The organism is Hydrogenophaga soli, assembly GCF_054777695.1.
This window is the reverse complement of sequence record NZ_BAAHAK010000001.1, coordinates 673175-692174: the sequence shown is the minus strand read 5'-3', so window position 1 is coordinate 692174 and position 19000 is coordinate 673175. Positions and strand designations below refer to the sequence as shown.

Below are 19000 nucleotides of genomic sequence, written 5' to 3'. Positions count from 1 at the left end.
TCAACGCAGCGTGCGCCCCCTGGGCATGCTCTGCGTGGGCATGCCAATGTGGTAGCCCTGTACGTAGTCGATGCCCATGCCCTTCAGGGCGTCGTGGATGGCCTGGTTTTCGACAAACTCGGCCACGGTCTGGATGCCGATGTCGCCACACAGGCGCGACAGGTTGTGCACCAGCGCATGGTCGATCTTGGAGTTGAGGATGTTGCGGACAAACGCGCCGTCGATCTTCACGTACTCGAACCGAAGCTCGCGCAGGTAGTGGAAGGAGTTGTAGCCGCTGCCGAAATCGTCCAAGGCAAACGCAAAACCCTTTTCGCGCAGGTTGGCCAGGAACTTGCGCATGTTGGTCATGTCGCCAATGGCGTCCCGCTCCAGGATCTCGAACACCACGCTCTGCGGGGGAATGCCCAGCGCATTGCACAAGTCTTCGGCATACCCCAGCACCCCGCGCCCCTGGATTTCCTGGGCCGACAGGTTGAGGAACAGCTTCATGCCGCCCTGCCCCTGGGCCATGCGGTCCCGCAAAGCCTGGAAGGCCTTGCTGATGATGATGCGGTCCAGCTCCCGGCCCATGCCGTACTTTTCGATGGTTTCGATGAACTGCCCCGCGGGCAACACATCGCCATTGGGCTCCACCAGGCGGGCCAGGGTCTCGCAGGCAAACAGCTCACCCGTTTGGCAATGCACGATGCCGTGGAAATACGGTTGGATGCGGTCTTCCCGCAGCGCCTCGCGCAGCTTTTCCACGTAGTCGCGGGTGTGGCGCACGTTTTTGGCTTGTCCGTCAGGGGCATCCAGCGTGCAGGCACTGTCCTTGCCCATGCCCTTGGCCCGGTACATGGCCACATCGGCCCCGGTGAGCAGGTCTGCCTCGTTGGGCGCATCCAGCGGGTAGGTGGCAATGCCGATGGACACCGTCAGGTGAAAGTGCTTGCCGTCGGGGGCGGTGAACACCCGCTCGCGCAACATGCGCCCCAGGTTGTTGGCCACCACCAGCGCCCCCTCGCGCCCGGTTTCCATCAGCACCACGGCGAACTCGTCCCCGCCGATGCGGGCGGCCAGGTCCCCCTTGCGCAGGTTTTCCCGCAGGATTTCGGCCACGCCACACAGGGCGTCGTCGCCCGTGGGGTGACCGTAGGTGTCGTTGATGTCCTTGAAGTCGTCCAGGTCAAGCATGAGCAGCGAGAACTCGTGCTGGTGCCGCTCGGAACGCCCCGTTTCGTACTCCAGGATGTTGTTGAAGTGCCGCCGGTTGTACAGGCCCGTGAGCGGGTCGTGCATGGAGTAGTACTCCAGCTCGGACAGCGTGCGCGACAGCGCCTTGCTGGAGCCGACCACCATCACCATCACCGACAGGATGGAGCGCACCACGGCCTCCTCCTGCGGGCTGAGTTCACCCGTGGCCACGTAGGCCACACCCAGCAAACCCGCCAGCTTGGGCGTGTGCTCGGGCACCGCCACCGTGATCATGCGCACCGCGTCCATGCGCTCCACCGGCCCGCTGCGGCGAACGGTGAACTCCTCGATGTCCAGCAGCGCGTCGTGCGGCAGGTTGAGGTTGTTCAGCATCTGGCCCGAGAGCATGTCGCGGGCGTTCTTGCGAACCTCGTCGGAGTAGTCGCCCAGGTAATACAGGTAGAGCGACAGCCCATGCTCTTCGGCAAAGGCGATGTAGAAGAAGTTGAACGGGAAGATGTCGTGGAAGTCGCACAGGATTTCCTGCACAAACTCCTTCCACTGCGCCACATGCTCGTGCGACAGGATGATGCGCTCCAGCACCATGCTCTGGCGCTCGAACAGGTCCTTTTCCACCAGCGAGTGCGACAAGTCCTGCAGCGTGTCGTTGAACTCCTGCATGGTGGCGCGCACGTGGTTGCCGTTCAGGTACCACTGGCGCTGGCGCTCGTTGACCAACAGGTCCAGGGTGGCGTCCAGGCGCTCGCAGGTCTGCACCGCCTGCTGCAGGCGCTGGCCCAGGTTGGCCGCGCCGGGGTCTTCGGCCATCCGGCGCAAATCGGCGCTCAGTTCATGGTGGACCTCCCGGACCAAGCCGTTGAGGTTGTTGCCGAAGATGCGGGTGCGCGTCTGGCTTTCCAGCAGGGCCGCCATGCGGTCCATCGTGCGCAGGCGGGCGGTTTCCAGGTGAGGTGGCAGCGCGTCCATCATGAGGCGAACCGCCCGCCGGGCTGCAACAGGTCCACGCCGCAGGGCAAGTCGCGCAGCCAGTCCAGGAACTGGCGCACCGCCTCGCCCCGGAACACCGGGCCGTGCTGGGGCGCAATCATCTGGATGTCCAGGTCGGCAATGGTGTCCAGCCAGCAGCGAATGGCCTTGTTGGAGCACATGTAGCGGCGGTGAAAGCCTTCGATGAAGGGCACATGGCGCTCAAAATCGTCCACAAACGCCTGATCGTCGCCTTCGGGCATCAGGGCCGCGCCGATGTCGCCCGAGAACAGCACCTTGGAGATCGGGTCGTAGACGTTGATCTGCCCCTCGGAGTGCAGGAAATGCGCGGGCACCACCTTCAGGTGGAAGCCGGGGGCCACCTCGCAATCCAGCCCTTCGTCGGGCACACCCACGAACTGCGACATGTCCTTGAGGCCGTAGTGCGGCAAAAACCGCATCCAGATGCGCGAGATGTACACCGGCGCCTTGATCAGCTCCAGCCAGGTGGCCAGGCCGCCCACGATGTCCGGGTCCTGGTGGGACAGGAACACCGCCTGCACCTGGGCGGGCTGCACGTAGCGCAGCATCTCGGCCAGCACCCGGGGCATGACGCCAAAACCGCCCGGGTCCAGCAACACACCGGCCCCCTCGTGGCAGATCAGGTACTGATTGGAGCGGACCCCGCCCTCTTCGCCCTGATCGCTTTCATTGAGCAAGACGAACAGGTGGCCGTCTGCATCGAACAACTTGACGTTGCGCATATCACTGTCCAGCAGCTGTGGTGTTTGAAAAGGGAGGGAACCTCACCCAAATGCCCCCAAATGCAGCAGGGGGAAACGTTTGAGTGTAGAGCACCTGCCGCCCCCACCCTCAGATGGCCACCAGCTGCCGGATGCCCTTGGCTTGCATCTCGCTGCCCGGGCCGCGGGCGATGACTTCGCCGCGCTCCATCACCAGGTACTCGTCGGCCAGTTCTTCGGCAAAGTCGTAATACTGCTCGCACAACACAATGGCCATGCGCTGGCCGTTCAGGCCCACGTCGGCCAGCAGCCGCAGCACGCGGCCAATGTCCTTGATGATGCTGGGCTGTATGCCCTCGGTGGGTTCGTCCAGCACCAGCACTTTGGGCACCGGGGCCAGCGCCCGCGCAATGGCCAGCTGCTGCTGCTGGCCGCCCGACAGGTCGCCGCCGCGGCGGTGCAGCATTTGTTTCAGCACCGGAAACAGCTCGTACAACACCGGCGGCACCGGCGTGCTGCCTGGGCGGTAGGCCAGGCCCATGCGCAGGTTTTCTTCCACGGTGAGGCGGGCAAAAATCTCACGGCCCTGGGGCACGTACCCCATGCCGGCGCGGGCGCGGTCGTAGGGCGTGGCGCGGGCCATGTCGGTGCCGCCCAGCAGCACCTGGCCGGAGCGGATGGGCACCAGGCCCATCAGGCTTTTGAGCAGCGTGGTCTTGCCCACGCCGTTGCGCCCCAGCAGCACGGTGATCTTGCCCGGCGTGGCCGACAGGCTCACCCCACGCAGGATGTGGGAGCCGCCGTAGTACTGGTTGATGTCGCTAACGTCCAACATGGTTTAAAGCCTTTTCAGCCTCTAGCGCTTGTATATGAAGCGCAAGCAGCTATTGTTTTTGAAGTAAAAGCCACCCCCACGGTCAGCGGCCCAAATAGACCTCGATCACCCGTTCATCGGCCTGCACCTGGTCCAGCGTGCCCTCGGCCAGCACCGAGCCGTCGCACAGCACGGTGACCTTTTCGCTGATGGTCTTGATGAAGCCCATGTCGTGCTCCACCACCATGAGGCTGTGTTTGCCCTTGAGGGTGAGGAACAGCTCGGCGGTGCGGGCAGTTTCCTCGTCGGTCATGCCGGCCACGGGTTCGTCCAGCAGCAGCAGTTTGGGGTCTTGCATCAGCAGCATGCCGATTTCCAGCCACTGCTTCTGCCCGTGGCTCAACAGGCCCGCGGGGCGGTTGACCTGGTCGACCAGGTGGATGGTGTGCAGCACCTCGGCCAGGCGGTCCTTCTGGGCGCTGTCCAGGCGGAACACCATGGACGGCCACACACCCTTGTGGGTCTTGAGGGCGAGTTCGAGGTTCTCGAACACGGTGAGGGGCTCGAACACCGTGGGCTTTTGGAACTTGCGGCCAATGCCCATCTGGGCAATGTCGGCCTCGCGGTGGCGCAGCAGGTCGATGGTGGAGCCAAAGAACACGGTGCCACTGTCGGGCCGGGTCTTGCCGGTGATGATGTCCATCATCGTGGTCTTGCCCGCGCCGTTGGGGCCGATGATGCAGCGCAGCTCGCCGGGCGCAATGTCCAGGCTCAGGCCGTTGATGGCCTTGAAGCCGTCGAAGCTGACGTGCACGTCCTCCAGGTACAGGATGCGGCCATGCGTCACATCCACCTCGCCCGGCGTGTGCACGCGGCCAAAACCCGCGCTGCGCCCCCCGGATTCGGTCTGCCCTTGGGTAAGAACAGGCGCTTGCTTGGCCAGGCGCTGGGCACCGGCTTCCATCAGGTCCGGTGTCATGCTTTCGCTCCCTTCAATTTCTTCACCAGCCCCACCACGCCGTTGGGCAGGAACAGCGTCACCGCAATGAACAGTGCGCCCAGGAAATACAGCCAGAACTCGGGCGCGGTGACGGTGAGCCAACTCTTGGCCCCGTTGACCAGGAAAGCCCCCACGACCGGCCCCACCAGGGTGGCGCGACCTCCCACGGCGGCCCAGATGGCAATTTCGATGCTGTTGGCCACGCTCATTTCGCTGGGGTTGATGATGCCCACCTGCGGCACGTACAGCGCCCCAGCCACGCCGCACATCACGGCGGAAATGACCCAGATGGTGAGCTTGTAGGGCAGCGGGTTGTAGCCGCTGAACATGACGCGGCTTTCCGCGTCGCGGATGGCTTGCAGCACCCGCCCGAACTTGCTGGTCACCAGCCAGCGGCCAAACAGCACAAAGCCCAGCAGCGTGCAGCCGGTCAGCACAAACAGCGTCATGCGCATGTTCTGCGTCGCCAAGGGCATGCCCAGGATGCGCTTGAAGTCGGTGAAGCCGTTGTTGCCGCCAAACCCCGTCTCGTTGCGGAAGAACAGCAGCATGGCCGCGAACGTCATGGCCTGGGTGATGATGGAGAAGTACACCCCCTTGATGCGCGAGCGAAAGGCAAAGAAGCCGAACACCAGCGCCACCACACCGGGCACCAGCACCACCAGCGCCAGGGTGGCGGCAAAGCTGTCGCTCAAGGCCCAGTGCCAGGGCAGTTCCTTCCAGTCCAGGAACACCATGAAATCGGGCAGGTCGCTCTGGTAGTTGCCGTCGCGCCCGATCTGGCGCATCAGGTACATGCCCATGGCGTAACCGCCCAGCGCAAAGAACAGGCCGTGGCCCAGGCTCAAGATGCCGGTGTAGCCCCAGATCAGGTCCATGGCCAGCGCGCAGATGGCAAAACACATGATCTTGCCCACCAGCGCCACGCCGTAGTCGCTCAGGTGGAACAGGCTGCCCGCAGGCACCCAAAGGTTGAGGGCGGGGGCCACGGCGCACACCGCGACCAGGGCCACCCCAAAGCCCGCCCAGCCGCTGCGCGACAGCAGCGGCTGGCGTGCAGGCAAAGACACCATCGCATTCATGCTTCCCGTCCCTTCATCGCAAAAATCCCTTGGGGCCGCTTCTGGATGAACACGATGATGAACACCAGCACGGCAATCTTGGCCAGCACGGCGCCGGTCCAGCCCTCCAGCAGCTTGGCGGCCATGCCCAGCCCCAGCGCGGCGTACACCGCCCCGGCCAGCTGGCCCACACCGCCCACCACCACCACCATGAAGGCGTCAACGATGTAGTTCTGCCCCAGGTCCGGCCCCACGTTGCCCACCTGGCTCAGGGCGCAACCGGCCAGCCCGGCAATGCCGCTGCCCAGGGCAAAGGCGTAGGTGTCGATGCGGGCGGTGTTCACGCCCATGCAACTGGCCATGGGGCGGTTCTGCGTGACGCCGCGCACAAACAGGCCCAGCCGGGTGTGGCCAATCAACCAGGCCATGCCCAGCAGCACGGCCCCGGCAAACGCGATGATGACCAGCCGGTTGTAGGGCAGCGTCAGGTTGGCCAGCACCTGCACGCCGCCGCTCATCCAGCTGGGGTTTTCCACGCCCACGTTCTGCGCACCGAACAGGCTGCGCACGGCCTGCATCAGCATGAGGCTGATGCCCCAGGTGGCCAGCAGGGTTTCCAGCGGGCGGCCGTACAAGAAGCGCAGCACGCCACGCTCCAGCGCCGCACCCACCAGGGCCGAGGTGACAAAGGCCACCGGCAACGCGGCCACCAAATACCAATCGAACGCGCCCGGCAGGTAACTGCGAAACAGGCCCTGCACCACGTAGGTGGCGTAGGCACCAATCATCATCAGCTCGCCGTGCGCCATGTTGATCACGCCCATCAACCCGTAGGTGATGGCCAGGCCCAGCGCCACCAGCAGCAGCACCGAGCCCAGGCTGACGCCGGTGAACAACGTGCCCAGCACCTCGCCCAGTTTCAGGCCGTCGGTGATGGTCTTGAGGCTGGCCGACAGGGCGGACTTCACCGCCGGGTCGGTTTCTTGCGACAGGCGCTCGTTCAGCAGCAGCTGGGTGGCGGGGGTTTGGCTGTCGGCCAGCGCCTTGGCGGCGGCCAGGCGTTGGGTGGGGTCGTCGCTGCCCAGTTGGGCGGCGGCCTTGGCCAGCGCCAGCTGGGCCTTGATGGCGGCGTCGGTCTCGGCGGCCAGCGCCTTGTCCAGCAAGGGCAGCAGGGCGGGGTTGGGCTCCTTCAGCAGGGCTGCCACGGCGTCGCGGCGGGTGGCCACGTTGGGGGCCAGCAGCTTGAGGGCGGCCAGCGCGGTGTCCAGCTCGCCGCGCAGGCGGTTGTTGTTCATCACATCTTCGGCATCAGGGGGCACGGCCACGGGCTGGCCCGTCACCGGATCGGCGCCCTGCCCGTCCTTCACCACGAACACCTGCTCGCCCTTGAACTTGACGGCGTCGTCGGCCAGCGCCTGGATGAAGGCGGCGGTTTTGTCGTCAGGCTCGGCGGCCAGGGCCGCGGCGATGGCGGCAATGCGGTCGTCCGCTTCGCCAATTGACATGTTTTTTGCGGCCTCTGCGCTTAATCCATAAGCGTGAGCAGCTACAAAAAGTGAAGCTATCAACATCCCCAGCCGTTTCAGGCCGGGCCAACGCGTGTGCATGTGGTGGTTCCCCGTGGGTGCTTGGTGCGCCGATTCTGGGCAATGCACCAAAAACGGGAAATACGCCGGGTGGCGTATGGGCGGGTGGGCGCTCCAACCCCACTTTGCCCACGGCCCCTTGAGCCACGTGGCACTTGCACAAGCCCACGCCATGCACTTGGCCGATCACCTGTCGCACTTCGAAAGCCGCTAAAGTGGCCGAATGACCCCCTCCACCTCGCCGTCGGCCACCCGTGGTTTCCCTGCGAATTTCCAACCGTTCGCAGGCACGCTGCCCGACTGCGAGCGCTGCGCCCAGGCGGCGGGGCTGGATTTCCAGTTTGACTTTGCCTACCAGCCCATCGTCCGGCTGAGCACCGGCACCGTGTTTGCGCACGAAGCCCTGGTGCGCGGCCCTCAGGGCGAAAGCGCGGCCTCGGTGCTGGCCCACGTGAACCACGACAACCGCTACCGTTTTGACCAGGCCTGCCGCGTCAAAGCCATCAAAGGTGCCAGCGAACTGGGCTTGGCCGAGGCGGTGTCCATCAACTTCCTGCCCAACGCCATCTACCAGCCCGAAACCTGCATACGCACCACCCTGGCCGCGGCGCAGGCCCACGGGTTTCCGCTGGAGCGCATCATTTTTGAAGTGACCGAGGGCGAGCGTGTGGAAGACGGCCCCTGGTTCGCCCAAATCCTGCGGGAGTACAAGCGGCTGGGCTTCAAAACCGCCATCGACGACTTTGGTGCAGGCTACGCGGGCCTGAAGCTGCTGGCCGATTTCCAGCCCGACATCATCAAGATCGACATGGACCTGGTGCGCCATGTGGACCGCCACCCGGCACGCCAGGCCATCGTGTGCAACCTGGTGCGGCTGTGCGCCGACATGGGCATCCAGGTGATTGCCGAAGGCATCGAGACCGTGGCCGAGCGCGACTTCCTGCACCACGCGGGCATTGACCTGATGCAGGGCTACCTGTTTGCCAAACCCGCGTTCAAGGCGGCGGCCACACTTTCAGACGCACTCAGGCCGCCGTCAGCCCAAAGCGTGGCAGCAGCTCGTTGAGGATGTGCAGGCGGTGGATTTGCAGCGCGTCGTGAAAGTGCTTCCAGTCGCTGCTGAGGAAGCTGGCTTGGTAGGGGTAGGTGGCTGACACCACGTCCACCGCCTCGGTGGTGCCCAGGGCCTGGTGCTTCCACGACCCCACGCCCTTGGCCACGTAGCTGGGGCAATCGGTGAAGCCGTACACACCGGCCTTGAAGGCGGCCAGCCACTGGGCGTGGCGGTGGTCGCCGTTTTCGTCGGTGAAGCTGCGCAGGTGCTGGTCCAGTTGGTCAAACGCGGGCTGCGGCAGGGGGTAGTCGTGGGCAAACACCGCCTCACGCTGCTGGGGGTAGTCGCGGTAGCGCTTGAAGCACTGGAACAGCTGGCGCGCCGCCTCGGAAAAGTCGCGGGGGTTGTCGCGCTTGACCGCTTCGCCCAGGCCATTGGTGTACGACCACACCAGGCAGGGCTGGTCGGGAAACGACAGCACGGCCCCGTGCCCCAGGGGCAACACGTCGCCCACCACACGGCCCGCGATGTTGTCCACCACGTCGCCAAACAAGTCTTTCAAGCGCTCACGCAGCCCGTTGGCCCGTTCCGGCTGCGGGGTGCGGATGTTCTTGGCCTGGTTGCGCTTGTGTGGGTAGCCCACAAAACCCTGGTGGGCCCAGGTGTCCACGTACACATGGCTGGCAATGCCCAGGCGGTGCAGCGCGTAGGGGCGGTCTTGTCGGCGCAGCACGTCTTTCATCATTTCCTGGGCCACCGGGCTGTTGGGGCGGGTCACGCAGCGTTCCAGGTACTGCTCGGTGCTGAGGTTCTGCGGCGCGGCGGGCGCGGGCTCGCCGTTGTTGCCGGGCAGAAAGTGGAACGGCAGCCACACCAGGTGGTCGGCCAGGTCGTCCATGTTCTTGTAGTCCAGCATCTTGTGCGCCGAGGCGATGCGGGTGTACTGCGCCCCGTTGTCAAACTGGACGGTGCCGGCGTTGGTGGCGTCATCCACGTACTGGGCGCTGTGGGCAATGGTGGTGGCCTCTGGGGGGCCAAAACCCGCCAAGCGGGCCACCAGGTAAGTCACGGCGTGGTGAAAGTCGATTTGCATGCGGTCCGTCCCTGAAGTTGGTTGACACAAGGGCGGCCCTGCGGCCCGCCCATGCACCCCCGCCTGTCTGGTCGGCTCTGTCGGCCCGGGTGGCGCACCGCACGCATGCTACGGAGCCGGTGCGCGGGCGGCAAGCCTCCCAAACCCGGGGGATGGGTGGGACTGGAAACTATGTTTTTGATAGCTGCTTGCGATTGATTTGAAAGCGGTAGGGTCGGATTTTTCTTGCAAACGTTCCACCCCGTTTGCAAAACGAAACTTGAAACTTCGATTTGCAAGAAAACGGGGGATCCACGGCGGGCACAACACTGAGCTATCTTCACCACCCACCAACAAGCTTGAAGCGGAGGCATGCTTGAAACAACATCCCACGGGCCGCACCCTGGCCGAATTCAAACCACTGACACCGGCTGAGGTCCAGCTGCTTGACGCCTGCAAATCCGGCCTGCCTGCCAACCTTGGGGACAGCCGCCCGTCCGCCGAGTCGCATGCCAACACGGTGCGTGCCGACTTCCTCCGCTTCTTGGTGCTGGGCGGCAGCGACGAAGTGCCCATCCACGAGCGCGGCGTTCAACTGCGTGGGGGATGGGTGACGGGAGCGCTCGACCTGACGGATGCCACCGTACCCACCAGCTTGGCACTCGAACATGCCCACTTTGAAGCCAGCTTGGTGCTGGAACGTACACGGGTGACCGGTGCATTCAACCTGGCTGGCAGCCAGGTCCCCGGTCTGATCGCTGATGGACTCAAATGCCGCGATGACGTTTTTCTGGGCGACTGTTTCGTTGCCACCGGCAAGGTGCGCCTGCTGGGCGCACAGATTGGCGGAGATCTGGGATGCAGTGGCGCGAAACTGGACGGGAAAGGCGATGTCGCGCTGTCAGCCGACAGGGCTGTCATCAACGGCGGCGTGTTTCTGAACGAGGGGTTCACTGCCATCGGCAAGGTTTGCCTGCTGGGCGCGCAGATTGGCGGAGATTTGGCATGCAACGGCGCGAAACTTGACGGGGAAAACGGTGACGCGCTGTCAGCAGGAAAGGCTGTCATCAAAGGCAGCGTGTACTTAAACAACGGGTTCACCGCAACCGGCACGGTTCGCCTGCTGAGCGCACAGATTGGCAGCGTTCTGGAATGCAGTGGTGCGAAACTGGACGGGAAAGACGGTGATGCGCTGTGCGCTGACAGGGCTGTCATCAAAGGCAGCGTGTTTCTGAACAACGGGTTTACCGCCACCGGCAAAGTTCGCCTGCTGGGGGCTCAGATTGACGGAACCTTGAGCTGCGGGGGCGCGAAACTGAACGGGAAAGGCGGCGATGCGCTGTCCGCCGAAAGGGCTGCCATCAAAGGTAGCGTGTTTCTGAACAACGGGTTTACCGCCACCGGCAAAGTTCGCCTGCTGGGGGCTCAGATTGACGGAACCTTGGACTGCGGGGGTGCGAAACTGGACGGGAAAGACGGCGATGCGCTGTCCGCCGAAAGGGCTGCCATCAAAGGTAGCGTGTTTCTGAACAACGGGTTCACCACCACCAGCGCAGTTCGCCTGCTGGGCGCACAGATTGGCGGCAATCTGGCATGCCAAGGTGCCACGTTTCAAAGCAGCAAAGGCCTCTCTTTTGGAGCAGATGGTTTGGTGGTGAACGGCAGCTTCTTTTTCAGAAAGCTGACGCGACCCGCACACCATGTCAGCCTGGCCTCGGCCCGCGTGGGCCGGTTGAATGACGATGCCGACGCCTGGGGTGACGACGTGGTGTTGGACGGGTTTGTCTACGAGCACATTGGCGGCGGGGCCCCCACCGACGCCACCACACGGCTGGCGTGGCTGAACAAGCAACCAGAGGATCACCTCAGTGCCGCCAGCTTCCACCCCCAACCCTGGAGGCAACTGCAACAGGTGTTGCGCAACATGGGACACACCGAAGACGCCCGGCAAGTGGCCATTGCGCTGGAAGACCATTTGCGCGCCACCCACCTGATTGGGCAAACGCCCAAGGCTTGGCCTGGCTGGAAACGAGACCTGTACCGTTCCACCGCCCAAGGCATGCATGCGGCGTTTGGGCACTTGATGGGGTATGGCTACCGCCCCATGCGCCTGGGTGTTTGGATGGTGTGTGTGTGGCTGGTTTGCGCGGCGGTGTATTGGGCGGCGGCCCTGCAAGGGGTGATGGGGCCGAGCAACCCGCTGGTGTTCCAAAAATACCCATGCTGCAAAGACAATTGGTACCTGTGCGAAGACCTGCCCGAGGAGTACACCGGCTTCAGTCCGCTGATGTATTCACTGGATGTGCTGCTGCCGGTGGTGAATTTGCAGCAGGAACAGGACTGGGCCCCCCTGATCCCCACCCCCAAGGCCACCTGGGACGAGGAGCTTTTGGACCACTGGACGTTCAAGCACGTTGTGCGCCTGTTCGTCTGGTTCGAAATCATGTTTGGGTGGGTGGCCAGTTTGCTGCTGGTGGCCGTGCTCTCCGGCCTGACCAAACGCCGCGATGAGTGACCCCGCCGAGCAGGCGTTTTGCCCCCCTCAGCCCCCCGCAGGCGTGTCGATCAGCACCTCCCAGAACGCCGACGGAGCCGCTTGCCAGTGCCAGAAGCTGCACCCCACAAAGCCGTGGGCGTCCACCAGGCGCAGGAACTCCCGGGCGCGTTCTGCGCAGGCCGATGCGGAGGCGCATCCGCCGCCGTCGCCCAGCCACGCAGCGCCCACGGGCACAAACGGCAGGTCAAAGCCCGCATTGGCGGTGATGGCGCGGTCCAGCCGGTTGGCCACGCTGGGGCTGCCGCCGTAGTACACCTGGGGGGTGTTGAACTGCGCGTACTGCGCAAAGGTGGCAAACGGGTAGTTGGGGAAGTTGCTGGGAATGTCGTTGCCGCAAATGGCCAGGCCGCGGTTCTGCTGGCCCAGTTGGTCGGCCAGGCGCTCGGCGTAAGCCTGGGCCACCGTGGGGCCGCCGGTGAAGTAGCCTGCGCCGCCCTCGGCGTCCATGAGCATGCCGTCCAGGTCGAGCGAGGTGGCCAGACCGATCGCGCAATCGGCCTCGGCGGTGGCCTGGGCCACGGTCTTGCCGTAGGGCACCTGCCAGCCCCACACGCTGATGCCTGCGGCCCGCAGCGCGTCGCGCACCTGCACAAAGTCTTGCTGCGCCGCGGGTGTGGCCACGTTGGCAAACGGCTTGGCGGCGTCGGCCACCTTGATCCACACGCCGCTCAGGCCCGCAGCCTTGGCCTTGGCCACCAGGCCCTGAACGCCCAGCTCGGTCTTGAGGACCGGGGCCAGTTGCCAGATGAACATGCATCGGCCCGAAATTTGTTGGGTCATGTGTCGCTCCCTGAGTTGTGGTGGCACAAGCCTACGCCTGTTTCGTGATCGGTGCAGCCCCGACGTCAACGACGTGACGGGGAAAAGCGCGTTTGCAAGCGCCCCCCAGAACCTGACAAAAACGTAATGCTGACGTCATGTTGGCAGCGGCATCCGGCTCCTAAACTGCCGACACAGAGCGATTCAGAGGCAGAGGAGTGGTGACCGTTGTATGGGCTCTGTGCGGTTCATGGGGCTGGGTGGCTTGTGGTTGTGTCGCCCTTCGGCGCCAAGACAGGCGCAGTACCAGCCATGGCCCCATTCACTTTTGTTGCTCCGGGGCGGCAACATGGCATCGAAAGGAAGTTCATCATGCAATCCCGTGCTGTTGGTTTAACCGCATCGCGTCTGGTACTGGCCCTGTCGCTGGCGTTTGTCGGCACCGGTGCATGGGCACAGGACAGCAAGGCCGAAGACCATTCGGCCCACCATCCGGCCGAGGCAACCTCGGCCCCCCAGCCCGCACCCAAGCCCGCGGCCATGGACAAAGGCACGATGGAAAAAATGGGCCAGATGGATGCACAGATGAAGGCCATGCGGGAGATGCACCAGAAGTTCATGGCGGCCAAAACCCCCGAAGAACGCATGGCGCTGATGCCCGAGGCCATGAAGTCCATGCAGGACGCCATGTCCGTGATGGACGGCATGCGCGGTGGCATGGGCATGAAGGGTGGCGCCGACAAGGGCAGCATGATGGGCAAGATGCCCATGGACATGATGGCCCACCACCAGATGATGGAAAAGCGCATGGACATGATGCAGTCCATGATGCAGATGATGATGGACCGGATGCAGGCCCCCACCACCAAGTAGGGTGGTCACCATGGAAAAAAACCCGAACCGTTGCCGGTCCGGGTTTCGCTCTGACTCAACCCCAAATCACTTCTTCTCGGGCTCGTCCTTCTTCTTGTCGTTGCCTTCGATGAAGGGGCTCCAGGGCTGGGCCTTCACGGGGCCGGGGGTCTTCCACACCACGTTGAACTGGCCGTCGGCCTTCACTTCGCCAATGAACACGGGCTTGTGCAGGTGGTGGTTCTTTTCGTCCATCTTGGAGGTGAAGCCACCCGGGGCCTGGAAGGTCTGACCGGCCATGGCGGCGATGACCTTGTCCACGTCGGTGGTCTTGGCCTTTTCCACGGCCTGCTTCCACATGTGAATGCCGATGTAGGTGGCTTCCATGGGGTCGTTGGTCAGCGGCTTGTCCTTGTGGCCGGCAATGCCCTTGGCCTTGGCGTAGTCGCTCCACTTCTTGATGAACTCGGTGTTGGCCGGGTTCTTGATGCTCATGAAGTAGTTCCAGGCGGCCAGGTGGCCCACCAGGGGTTTGGTGTCCACGCCACGCAGTTCTTCTTCACCCACGGAGAAGGCCACCACCGGCACGTCCTTGGCCTTCAGGCCGGCGTTGCCCAGTTCCTTGTAGAAGGGCACGTTGGAGTCACCGTTGATGGTGGAGATCACCGCGGTCTTGCCACCGGCGCTGAACTTCTTGATGTCGGCCACGATGGTCTGGTAATCGCTGTGACCGAAGGGGGTGTACTTTTCGTCGATGTCGCTGTCCTTCACGCCCTTGCTTTTCAGGAAGGCGCGCAGGATCTTGTTGGTGGTGCGGGGGTACACGTAGTCGGTGCCCAGCAGCACAAAACGCTTGGCACCGCCGCCGTCCTTGCTCATCAGGTATTCCACGGCGGGAATGGCCTGCTGGTTGGGCGCGGCACCGGTGTAGAACACGTTTTTGCTGAGTTCTTCACCTTCGTATTGCACGGGGTAGAACAGCAGGCCGTTCATTTCCTCCACCACGGGCAGCACCGACTTGCGGCTCACGCTGGTCCAGCAACCGAAGATGACGGAGACCTTGTCCTGGCCCAGCAGTTGTTTGGTCTTTTCAGCGAACAGGGGCCAGTTGGAGGCCGGGTCCACCACCACGGGCTCCAGCTTCTTGCCCAGCACGCCGCCCTTGGCGTTGATTTCGTCAATGGCCATCAGCACCGTGTCTTTCAGCACGGTCTCGGAAATGGCCATGGTGCCCGACAGGCTGTGCAGCACGCCCACCTTGATGGTGTCGGCGGCGTGGGCGGACAGGCCGGTGGCCGACAGCAGGGCTGCGACGGACAAGGCCTTGAGGGTGAAGCGGCGGGACGCGTTGGAAGAGGCTTGCATGGTGCGGGGCTCCAAGGGTTGGTGAATCGGATGGCTCAATCCTCGGGAAAAGCCGCTGGAGCGTCTGTACGCCGCATGGCGTACTGGGCCGCCTCATACCCACTTCATACGCCGCATGGCGTACATGCCCCGGCTTGCTGGCATGATGCGGGGTTTTGTGACTTCGGGGCCGCCACGCGTTGCCCCCCATGCCATGACCGACAGCGCCTCCGCCCCCACCGATTCCACGCCCGAAACTGCGGCCCTTTCCGTTGCCGTTTCTGCAAGCGTCTCTGCTGCTGATTCCGCCCCCGCCTCCCCAGAGGCGCAGGCCCCAGCCAGCCCCACGCCCCCCGCCGCAGAGCAAGCCCCCCGTGGCCCGCGGCCCCAGGGCCGCCGTGGTGGCCCCCGTCCGGCAGGCCGTGGCCAGGGCAACGGGCGCCCCGCCGGTCCTCGCAACGGTCCCCAAAAGCCCGCCAAGCCCCAGCACCCGGTGCTGGCCCAGCTGGCCGAGCTGTACCCCGCGCTGTTCGGCCCCAAGCTGCTGCCGCTCAAGCGCGGCATCCTGCACGACCTGCTGGCCGCCCACCCCGAGCAACTCACCAAGGACGGCCTGAAGGAAGCCCTGGGCCTGCACACCCGCTCCACCCGCTACCTCACCGCCATGGCCTCGGGCCAGCCCCGCCACGACCTGAGCGGCACCGCGGTGGAAGCCGTGGCCCCCGAGCACCAGCACCACTCGCTGCTGGAGGTGTTCAAACGCAAACACCAGCGCACCGGGCAAGACGTGCGCGCCGAGCTGCGCAGCCGCATGGTGCAGGCCGCCGAAGCCTCCACCCTGGCCCCGCTGGACTACGCCCAACTGGTTCGCACCCGCGACGAAGACGCCAACGCCATCCTGGACGAGGCCATGGCCGACCTGGCCTCCCGCGTGGCCCGCGACCAGGCGCTGCTGCAAGCCTTCGAGGCCAGCGGCAAGACCGTGAACGAGTTTGCCGACATGTACGGCCTCCACCCCATCGAAGCCGCCGCCACACTCAACCGCGCCCGCGCGCGCACCGAAACCCCGCCCGCCACCCCCACCTGAGTGCACACCTGAGTGCACACCCAGGGGCGCGGTGTCTACACTGTGCCCATGAGCGTCAACATCACCTTCCTGGGTGGAGCCGGTACCGTCACCGGCTCCAAGTACCTCGTGCAACACGGAGGGCGGCAACTGCTGGTGGACTGTGGGCTGTTCCAGGGCTACAAACAGCTGCGCCTGCGCAACTGGCGGCCCCTGCCGGTGGAGCCCAACCATGTGGACGCCGTGGTCCTCACCCACGCCCACCTGGACCACAGCGGCTACGTGCCCCTGCTGGTGCGCGAGGGCTTCAAAGGCAAGGTGTGGTGCACCAGCGCCACGCGCGACCTGCTCCAGATCCTGCTGCCCGACAGCGGCCACATCCAGGAAGACGACGCCGCCTTTGCCAACCGCAAGGGCTTTTCCAAACACAACCCGGCCCTGCCGCTGTACACCGAGGACGACGCCCGGCGCAGCCTGAAGCACGTCAAGGCCACCCACTTGCATGAAAGCTTCGAGCCCATTCCCGGCTGGACCGCGCGCTTTCAGGGCGCAGGCCACATCCTGGGCGCCGCCAGCCTGCTGCTGGAGGTGGGCGGGCGGCGCATCCTGTTCTCGGGTGACCTGGGCCGCCCCGACGACGTGCTGATGCTTCCTCCCGAAACCCCGCCGCAGGCCGACACGGTGCTGCTGGAGTCCACCTACGGCGACCGCACCCACCCGGAGGAACACCTGGCCGAGGAACTGCTGCCCGCGCTGTTGCGCGTGGCCAACCGTGGCGGCACCGCCGTGGTGCCGGTGTTTGCCGTGGGCCGGGCACAGGCGCTGCTGCACACGCTGGCGCAACTCAAGGCCCAGGGGGCGCTGCCACGGCACCTGCCCCTCTACCTCGACAGCCCCATGGCCATCCACACCACCGGGCTGTACGGCCAGCACCTGGGCGAACACCGCCTCAGCGCCACCGAATGCCACGCCATGGAACACGCCGCCACCATGACGGCCACGGTGGATGAATCCAAAGCCATTGCCCAGCGCATGGGGCCCAAGGTCATCCTCTCGGCCAGCGGCATGGCCACCGGCGGGCGGGTGCTGCACCACCTGGCCCAGGCCCTGCCCGACCACCGCAACATGGTCATCCTCACCGGCTACCAGGCCCCGGGCACCCGCGGGGCCATCCTCGCGCAAGGCGCCCCCACCCTGCGCATGCACGGGCAAGACATCCCGGTGCGGGCCGAGTGCGTCACCCTGGCCTCGGCCTCGGCGCATGCCGACGCCTCGCAACTGCTGGCCTGGCTGAATGCCATGCCCCACCCACCGCAGCAGGTGTTTGTGGTGCACGGCGACCCGGAAGCGTCCGACCAGCTGCGCCAACGCATCCAGGCCGGCGGGGCCACCACCACCGTGACCGTGCCCGAACACGGTGCCACCTGGGCCGCCTGAGCCACGGCACAGGCACCCCGTCCGCACCGCGCCACCCACACGCTCTCGCCGCAAAACATCAAATTTCATAGCTGCTTGCGCTTTATATATAAGCGCTGGAAGCCAATTTTCCTTGTAAACATGCCTGCTTTGCTGCCCTCCTTCCGCCCCCGCCTGACCCGCCCATCCCTGCCCGCATGGGTGCTGCTGGGCCTGGCCTGCGCCGCCGCCGTGCCCGCGCAGGCCCAGACCTCCGCCAGCGCCACCACCTCAGCGTCCGCCTCATCCGCCCCCGCCGCGCTCAGCGACCGCGCCTGGACCGACTGCCTGCAACGCCTGCAACCCGTGGCCCAGCACAACGGCGTGCGCCCCGACACCTGGAGCCGCCTGCTGGCCGGGGTGCAGCCCGACCCCTCGGTGCTGGACAAACTGGACAACCAGCCCGAGTTCAAAACCCCCATCTGGGACTACATGGCCGCCCTGGTGGACGACGAGCGCGTGGCCGATGGCCGCCAGCGCCTGGCCGACCATGCCGACACCCTCCAGCGTGTGGAGCAAACCTACGGCGTCCCCGCCGCCACCGTGGTGGCGGTGTGGGGCGTGGAGAGCAACTTCGGCCAGGGTTTTGGCCGCTACCCGCTGGTGCAGGCGCTGGGCACGCTCAGTTGTGCGGGCCGCCGCCAAGCGTTCTTCCAGAAAGAACTGTTTGCCACCCTGCGCATTGCCCAGGCGGGCGACGTGGCCCCCGAGGCGCTGGTGGGCTCGTGGGCCGGGGCCTTTGGCCACACCCAGTTCATGCCCACCACCTACGAGCGGCTGGCCGTGGACTTTGACGGCGACGGCCGCCGCGACCTCACCGCCAGCGTGCCCGACGCCCTGGCCTCCACCGCCCACTTCCTCAAGCAAGCGGGCTGGACGCCCGGGCTGGCCTGGGGGGTGGAGGTGGTGTGGCCCCAGGCCAATGCCGCCAGCCTGCAAGGCGAAGGGCGCAAGACCAAACGCAGCGCCGCCACCTGGGCGGAACGCGGGCTGCGCACCGCCGACGGCAGGCCGCTGTCCGCCGTGTTCCCGCCCGACACCCCGCTGGGCCTGATGGCCCCCAAGGGACCACAGGGCGAGGTGGGGCCGTTGTTCCTGGTCAGCCGCAACTTCGACGCCATCTACAGCTACAACGCCGCCGAAAGCTACGGCCTGGCCATTGCCCACCTGGCCGACCGCATGCGCGGAGCCCCCGCCTTTGTCACACCCTGGCCCACCGACGACCTGGGCCTGTCCCGCGCCCAGCGGCGCGAGCTGCAAGCCCTGCTGCAACTGAAGGGCCACGACATCGGCACCATTGACGGCATGCTGGGCGACAAAAGCCGCGCCGCCATCCGGGCCGAACAGACCCGCCTGGGCCACGCGGTCACCGGGCGGGCCGGGCAACGCCTGCTGCAGGCCCTGAACGCCCGCTGACAGCCCCCTGAGCACCCGCAGGCGGCGGGTAAAATTCACAGGTTTGTCATACCGACAC

Annotated in this window: 16 protein-coding genes; 7 read left to right on the top strand and 9 right to left on the bottom strand. The window is 65.3% G+C overall.

Features of this window, described 5'->3' with window-relative positions:
- The 6 genes from ACYVB7_RS03120 to urtB all read right to left on the bottom strand — a co-directional run bounded on the left by ACYVB7_RS03120 (position 1) and on the right by urtB (position 7388).
- Positions 1-2166, bottom strand: a complete 2166-nt coding sequence (locus ACYVB7_RS03120) for a putative bifunctional diguanylate cyclase/phosphodiesterase (RefSeq protein WP_460505091.1) — start codon at positions 2164-2166, stop codon at positions 1-3.
- Positions 2163-2927 (bottom strand): oxygen-binding di-iron domain-containing protein, encoded by a 765-nt coding sequence (locus ACYVB7_RS03115; RefSeq protein ID WP_460505090.1) that lies wholly within the window; start codon positions 2925-2927, stop codon positions 2163-2165. Before ACYVB7_RS03115 ends, ACYVB7_RS03120 begins: the two co-directional genes overlap by 4 nt.
- Positions 2928-3036: 109 nt before the next feature.
- On the bottom strand, positions 3037-3741 hold the full coding sequence (gene urtE, locus ACYVB7_RS03110; RefSeq protein WP_460505089.1) for an ABC transporter ATP-binding protein: 705 nt from the start codon (positions 3739-3741) through the stop codon (positions 3037-3039).
- A gap of 82 nt (positions 3742-3823) precedes the next feature.
- Positions 3824-4699 (bottom strand): ABC transporter ATP-binding protein, encoded by an 876-nt coding sequence (gene urtD / locus ACYVB7_RS03105; protein WP_460505088.1) that lies wholly within the window; start codon positions 4697-4699, stop codon positions 3824-3826.
- The gene (urtC, locus tag ACYVB7_RS03100; protein ID WP_460505087.1) at positions 4696-5802 is read right to left on the bottom strand and encodes an urea ABC transporter permease subunit UrtC; all 1107 of its coding nucleotides are present in this window, start codon (positions 5800-5802) and stop codon (positions 4696-4698) included. Before urtC ends, urtD begins: the two co-directional genes overlap by 4 nt.
- A complete protein-coding gene (gene urtB / locus ACYVB7_RS03095) occupies positions 5799-7388 on the bottom strand; it encodes an urea ABC transporter permease subunit UrtB (protein WP_460505086.1) in 1590 nt (529 codons plus the stop codon). Before urtB ends, urtC begins: the two co-directional genes overlap by 4 nt.
- Between urtB and ACYVB7_RS03090 the strand changes: the two genes are divergently transcribed.
- Both ACYVB7_RS03090 and ACYVB7_RS03085 read left to right on the top strand, forming a co-directional pair.
- The gene (locus tag ACYVB7_RS03090; protein ID WP_460505085.1) at positions 7387-7581 is read left to right on the top strand and encodes a DUF1569 domain-containing protein; all 195 of its coding nucleotides are present in this window, start codon (positions 7387-7389) and stop codon (positions 7579-7581) included. The genes urtB and ACYVB7_RS03090 overlap by 2 nt on opposite strands.
- Positions 7582-7590: 9 nt before the next feature.
- Positions 7591-8433 carry an EAL domain-containing protein gene (locus ACYVB7_RS03085; RefSeq protein WP_460505084.1) on the top strand — a complete coding sequence of 281 codons (843 nt, stop codon included), beginning with the start codon at positions 7591-7593 and terminating at the stop codon, positions 8431-8433.
- Here ACYVB7_RS03085 and ACYVB7_RS03080 read toward each other — a convergent pair.
- Positions 8393-9514: a DUF6765 family protein gene (locus ACYVB7_RS03080; protein ID WP_460505083.1), complete on the bottom strand. Its 1122-nt coding sequence runs from the start codon at positions 9512-9514 to the stop codon at positions 8393-8395. The genes ACYVB7_RS03085 and ACYVB7_RS03080 overlap by 41 nt on opposite strands.
- 355 nt (positions 9515-9869) lie before the next feature.
- On the opposite strand from ACYVB7_RS03080, the gene ACYVB7_RS03075 reads away from it, so the two are divergent.
- A complete protein-coding gene (locus ACYVB7_RS03075) occupies positions 9870-12008 on the top strand; it encodes a hypothetical protein (protein ID WP_460505082.1) in 2139 nt (712 codons plus the stop codon).
- Positions 12009-12035: 27 nt separating this feature from the next.
- On the opposite strand, the gene ACYVB7_RS03070 is transcribed toward ACYVB7_RS03075, so the two are convergent.
- A complete protein-coding gene (locus tag ACYVB7_RS03070; protein ID WP_460505081.1) occupies positions 12036-12830 on the bottom strand; it encodes a hypothetical protein in 795 nt (264 codons plus the stop codon).
- A 351-nt stretch (positions 12831-13181) separates the two neighbouring features.
- Between ACYVB7_RS03070 and ACYVB7_RS03065 the strand changes: the two genes are divergently transcribed.
- A complete protein-coding gene (locus tag ACYVB7_RS03065) occupies positions 13182-13682 on the top strand; it encodes a hypothetical protein (protein WP_460505080.1) in 501 nt (166 codons plus the stop codon).
- A 66-nt stretch (positions 13683-13748) separates the two neighbouring features.
- Here ACYVB7_RS03065 and urtA read toward each other — a convergent pair whose 3' ends face one another.
- Positions 13749-15026 carry an urea ABC transporter substrate-binding protein gene (urtA, locus tag ACYVB7_RS03060; protein ID WP_460505079.1) on the bottom strand — a complete coding sequence of 426 codons (1278 nt, stop codon included), beginning with the start codon at positions 15024-15026 and terminating at the stop codon, positions 13749-13751.
- A gap of 193 nt (positions 15027-15219) precedes the next feature.
- Between urtA and ACYVB7_RS03055 the strand changes: the two genes are divergently transcribed.
- From ACYVB7_RS03055 to ACYVB7_RS03045, 3 genes are all read left to right on the top strand, one after another.
- Positions 15220-16092, top strand: coding sequence for a ProQ/FinO family protein (locus ACYVB7_RS03055; RefSeq protein WP_460505078.1), 873 nt, complete (start codon positions 15220-15222; stop codon positions 16090-16092).
- 48 nt (positions 16093-16140) lie between these two features.
- Positions 16141-17508, top strand: coding sequence for an MBL fold metallo-hydrolase (locus ACYVB7_RS03050; protein WP_460505077.1), 1368 nt, complete (start codon positions 16141-16143; stop codon positions 17506-17508).
- A gap of 120 nt (positions 17509-17628) precedes the next feature.
- Positions 17629-18942 (top strand): lytic murein transglycosylase, encoded by a 1314-nt coding sequence (locus ACYVB7_RS03045; protein ID WP_460505076.1) that lies wholly within the window; start codon positions 17629-17631, stop codon positions 18940-18942.
- The last annotated feature ends 58 nt before the right edge of the window (positions 18943-19000 follow it).

What these genes read in the sequence shown, in the direction of transcription:
- ACYVB7_RS03065 (WP_460505080.1), top strand. Translation starts at nt 13,182, where the DNA reads ATGCAATCCCGTGCTGTTGGTTTAACCGCATCGCGTCTGGTACTGGCC.
- ACYVB7_RS03115 (WP_460505090.1), bottom strand. Translation starts at nt 2,927, where the DNA reads ATGCGCAACGTCAAGTTGTTCGATGCAGACGGCCACCTGTTCGTCTTG.
- urtE (WP_460505089.1), bottom strand. Translation starts at nt 3,741, where the DNA reads ATGTTGGACGTTAGCGACATCAACCAGTACTACGGCGGCTCCCACATC.
- urtC (WP_460505087.1), bottom strand. Translation starts at nt 5,802, where the DNA reads ATGAATGCGATGGTGTCTTTGCCTGCACGCCAGCCGCTGCTGTCGCGC.
- ACYVB7_RS03045 (WP_460505076.1), top strand. Translation starts at nt 17,629, where the DNA reads ATGCCTGCTTTGCTGCCCTCCTTCCGCCCCCGCCTGACCCGCCCATCC.
- ACYVB7_RS03050 (WP_460505077.1), top strand. Translation starts at nt 16,141, where the DNA reads ATGAGCGTCAACATCACCTTCCTGGGTGGAGCCGGTACCGTCACCGGC.
- ACYVB7_RS03090 (WP_460505085.1), top strand. Translation starts at nt 7,387, where the DNA reads ATGTGGTGGTTCCCCGTGGGTGCTTGGTGCGCCGATTCTGGGCAATGC.
- ACYVB7_RS03085 (WP_460505084.1), top strand. Translation starts at nt 7,591, where the DNA reads ATGACCCCCTCCACCTCGCCGTCGGCCACCCGTGGTTTCCCTGCGAAT.
- ACYVB7_RS03080 (WP_460505083.1), bottom strand. Translation starts at nt 9,514, where the DNA reads ATGCAAATCGACTTTCACCACGCCGTGACTTACCTGGTGGCCCGCTTG.
- urtB (WP_460505086.1), bottom strand. Translation starts at nt 7,388, where the DNA reads ATGCACACGCGTTGGCCCGGCCTGAAACGGCTGGGGATGTTGATAGCT.
- ACYVB7_RS03070 (WP_460505081.1), bottom strand. Translation starts at nt 12,830, where the DNA reads ATGACCCAACAAATTTCGGGCCGATGCATGTTCATCTGGCAACTGGCC.
- urtA (WP_460505079.1), bottom strand. Translation starts at nt 15,026, where the DNA reads ATGCAAGCCTCTTCCAACGCGTCCCGCCGCTTCACCCTCAAGGCCTTG.
- urtD (WP_460505088.1), bottom strand. Translation starts at nt 4,699, where the DNA reads ATGACACCGGACCTGATGGAAGCCGGTGCCCAGCGCCTGGCCAAGCAA.
- ACYVB7_RS03120 (WP_460505091.1), bottom strand. Translation starts at nt 2,166, where the DNA reads ATGATGGACGCGCTGCCACCTCACCTGGAAACCGCCCGCCTGCGCACG.
- ACYVB7_RS03055 (WP_460505078.1), top strand. Translation starts at nt 15,220, where the DNA reads ATGACCGACAGCGCCTCCGCCCCCACCGATTCCACGCCCGAAACTGCG.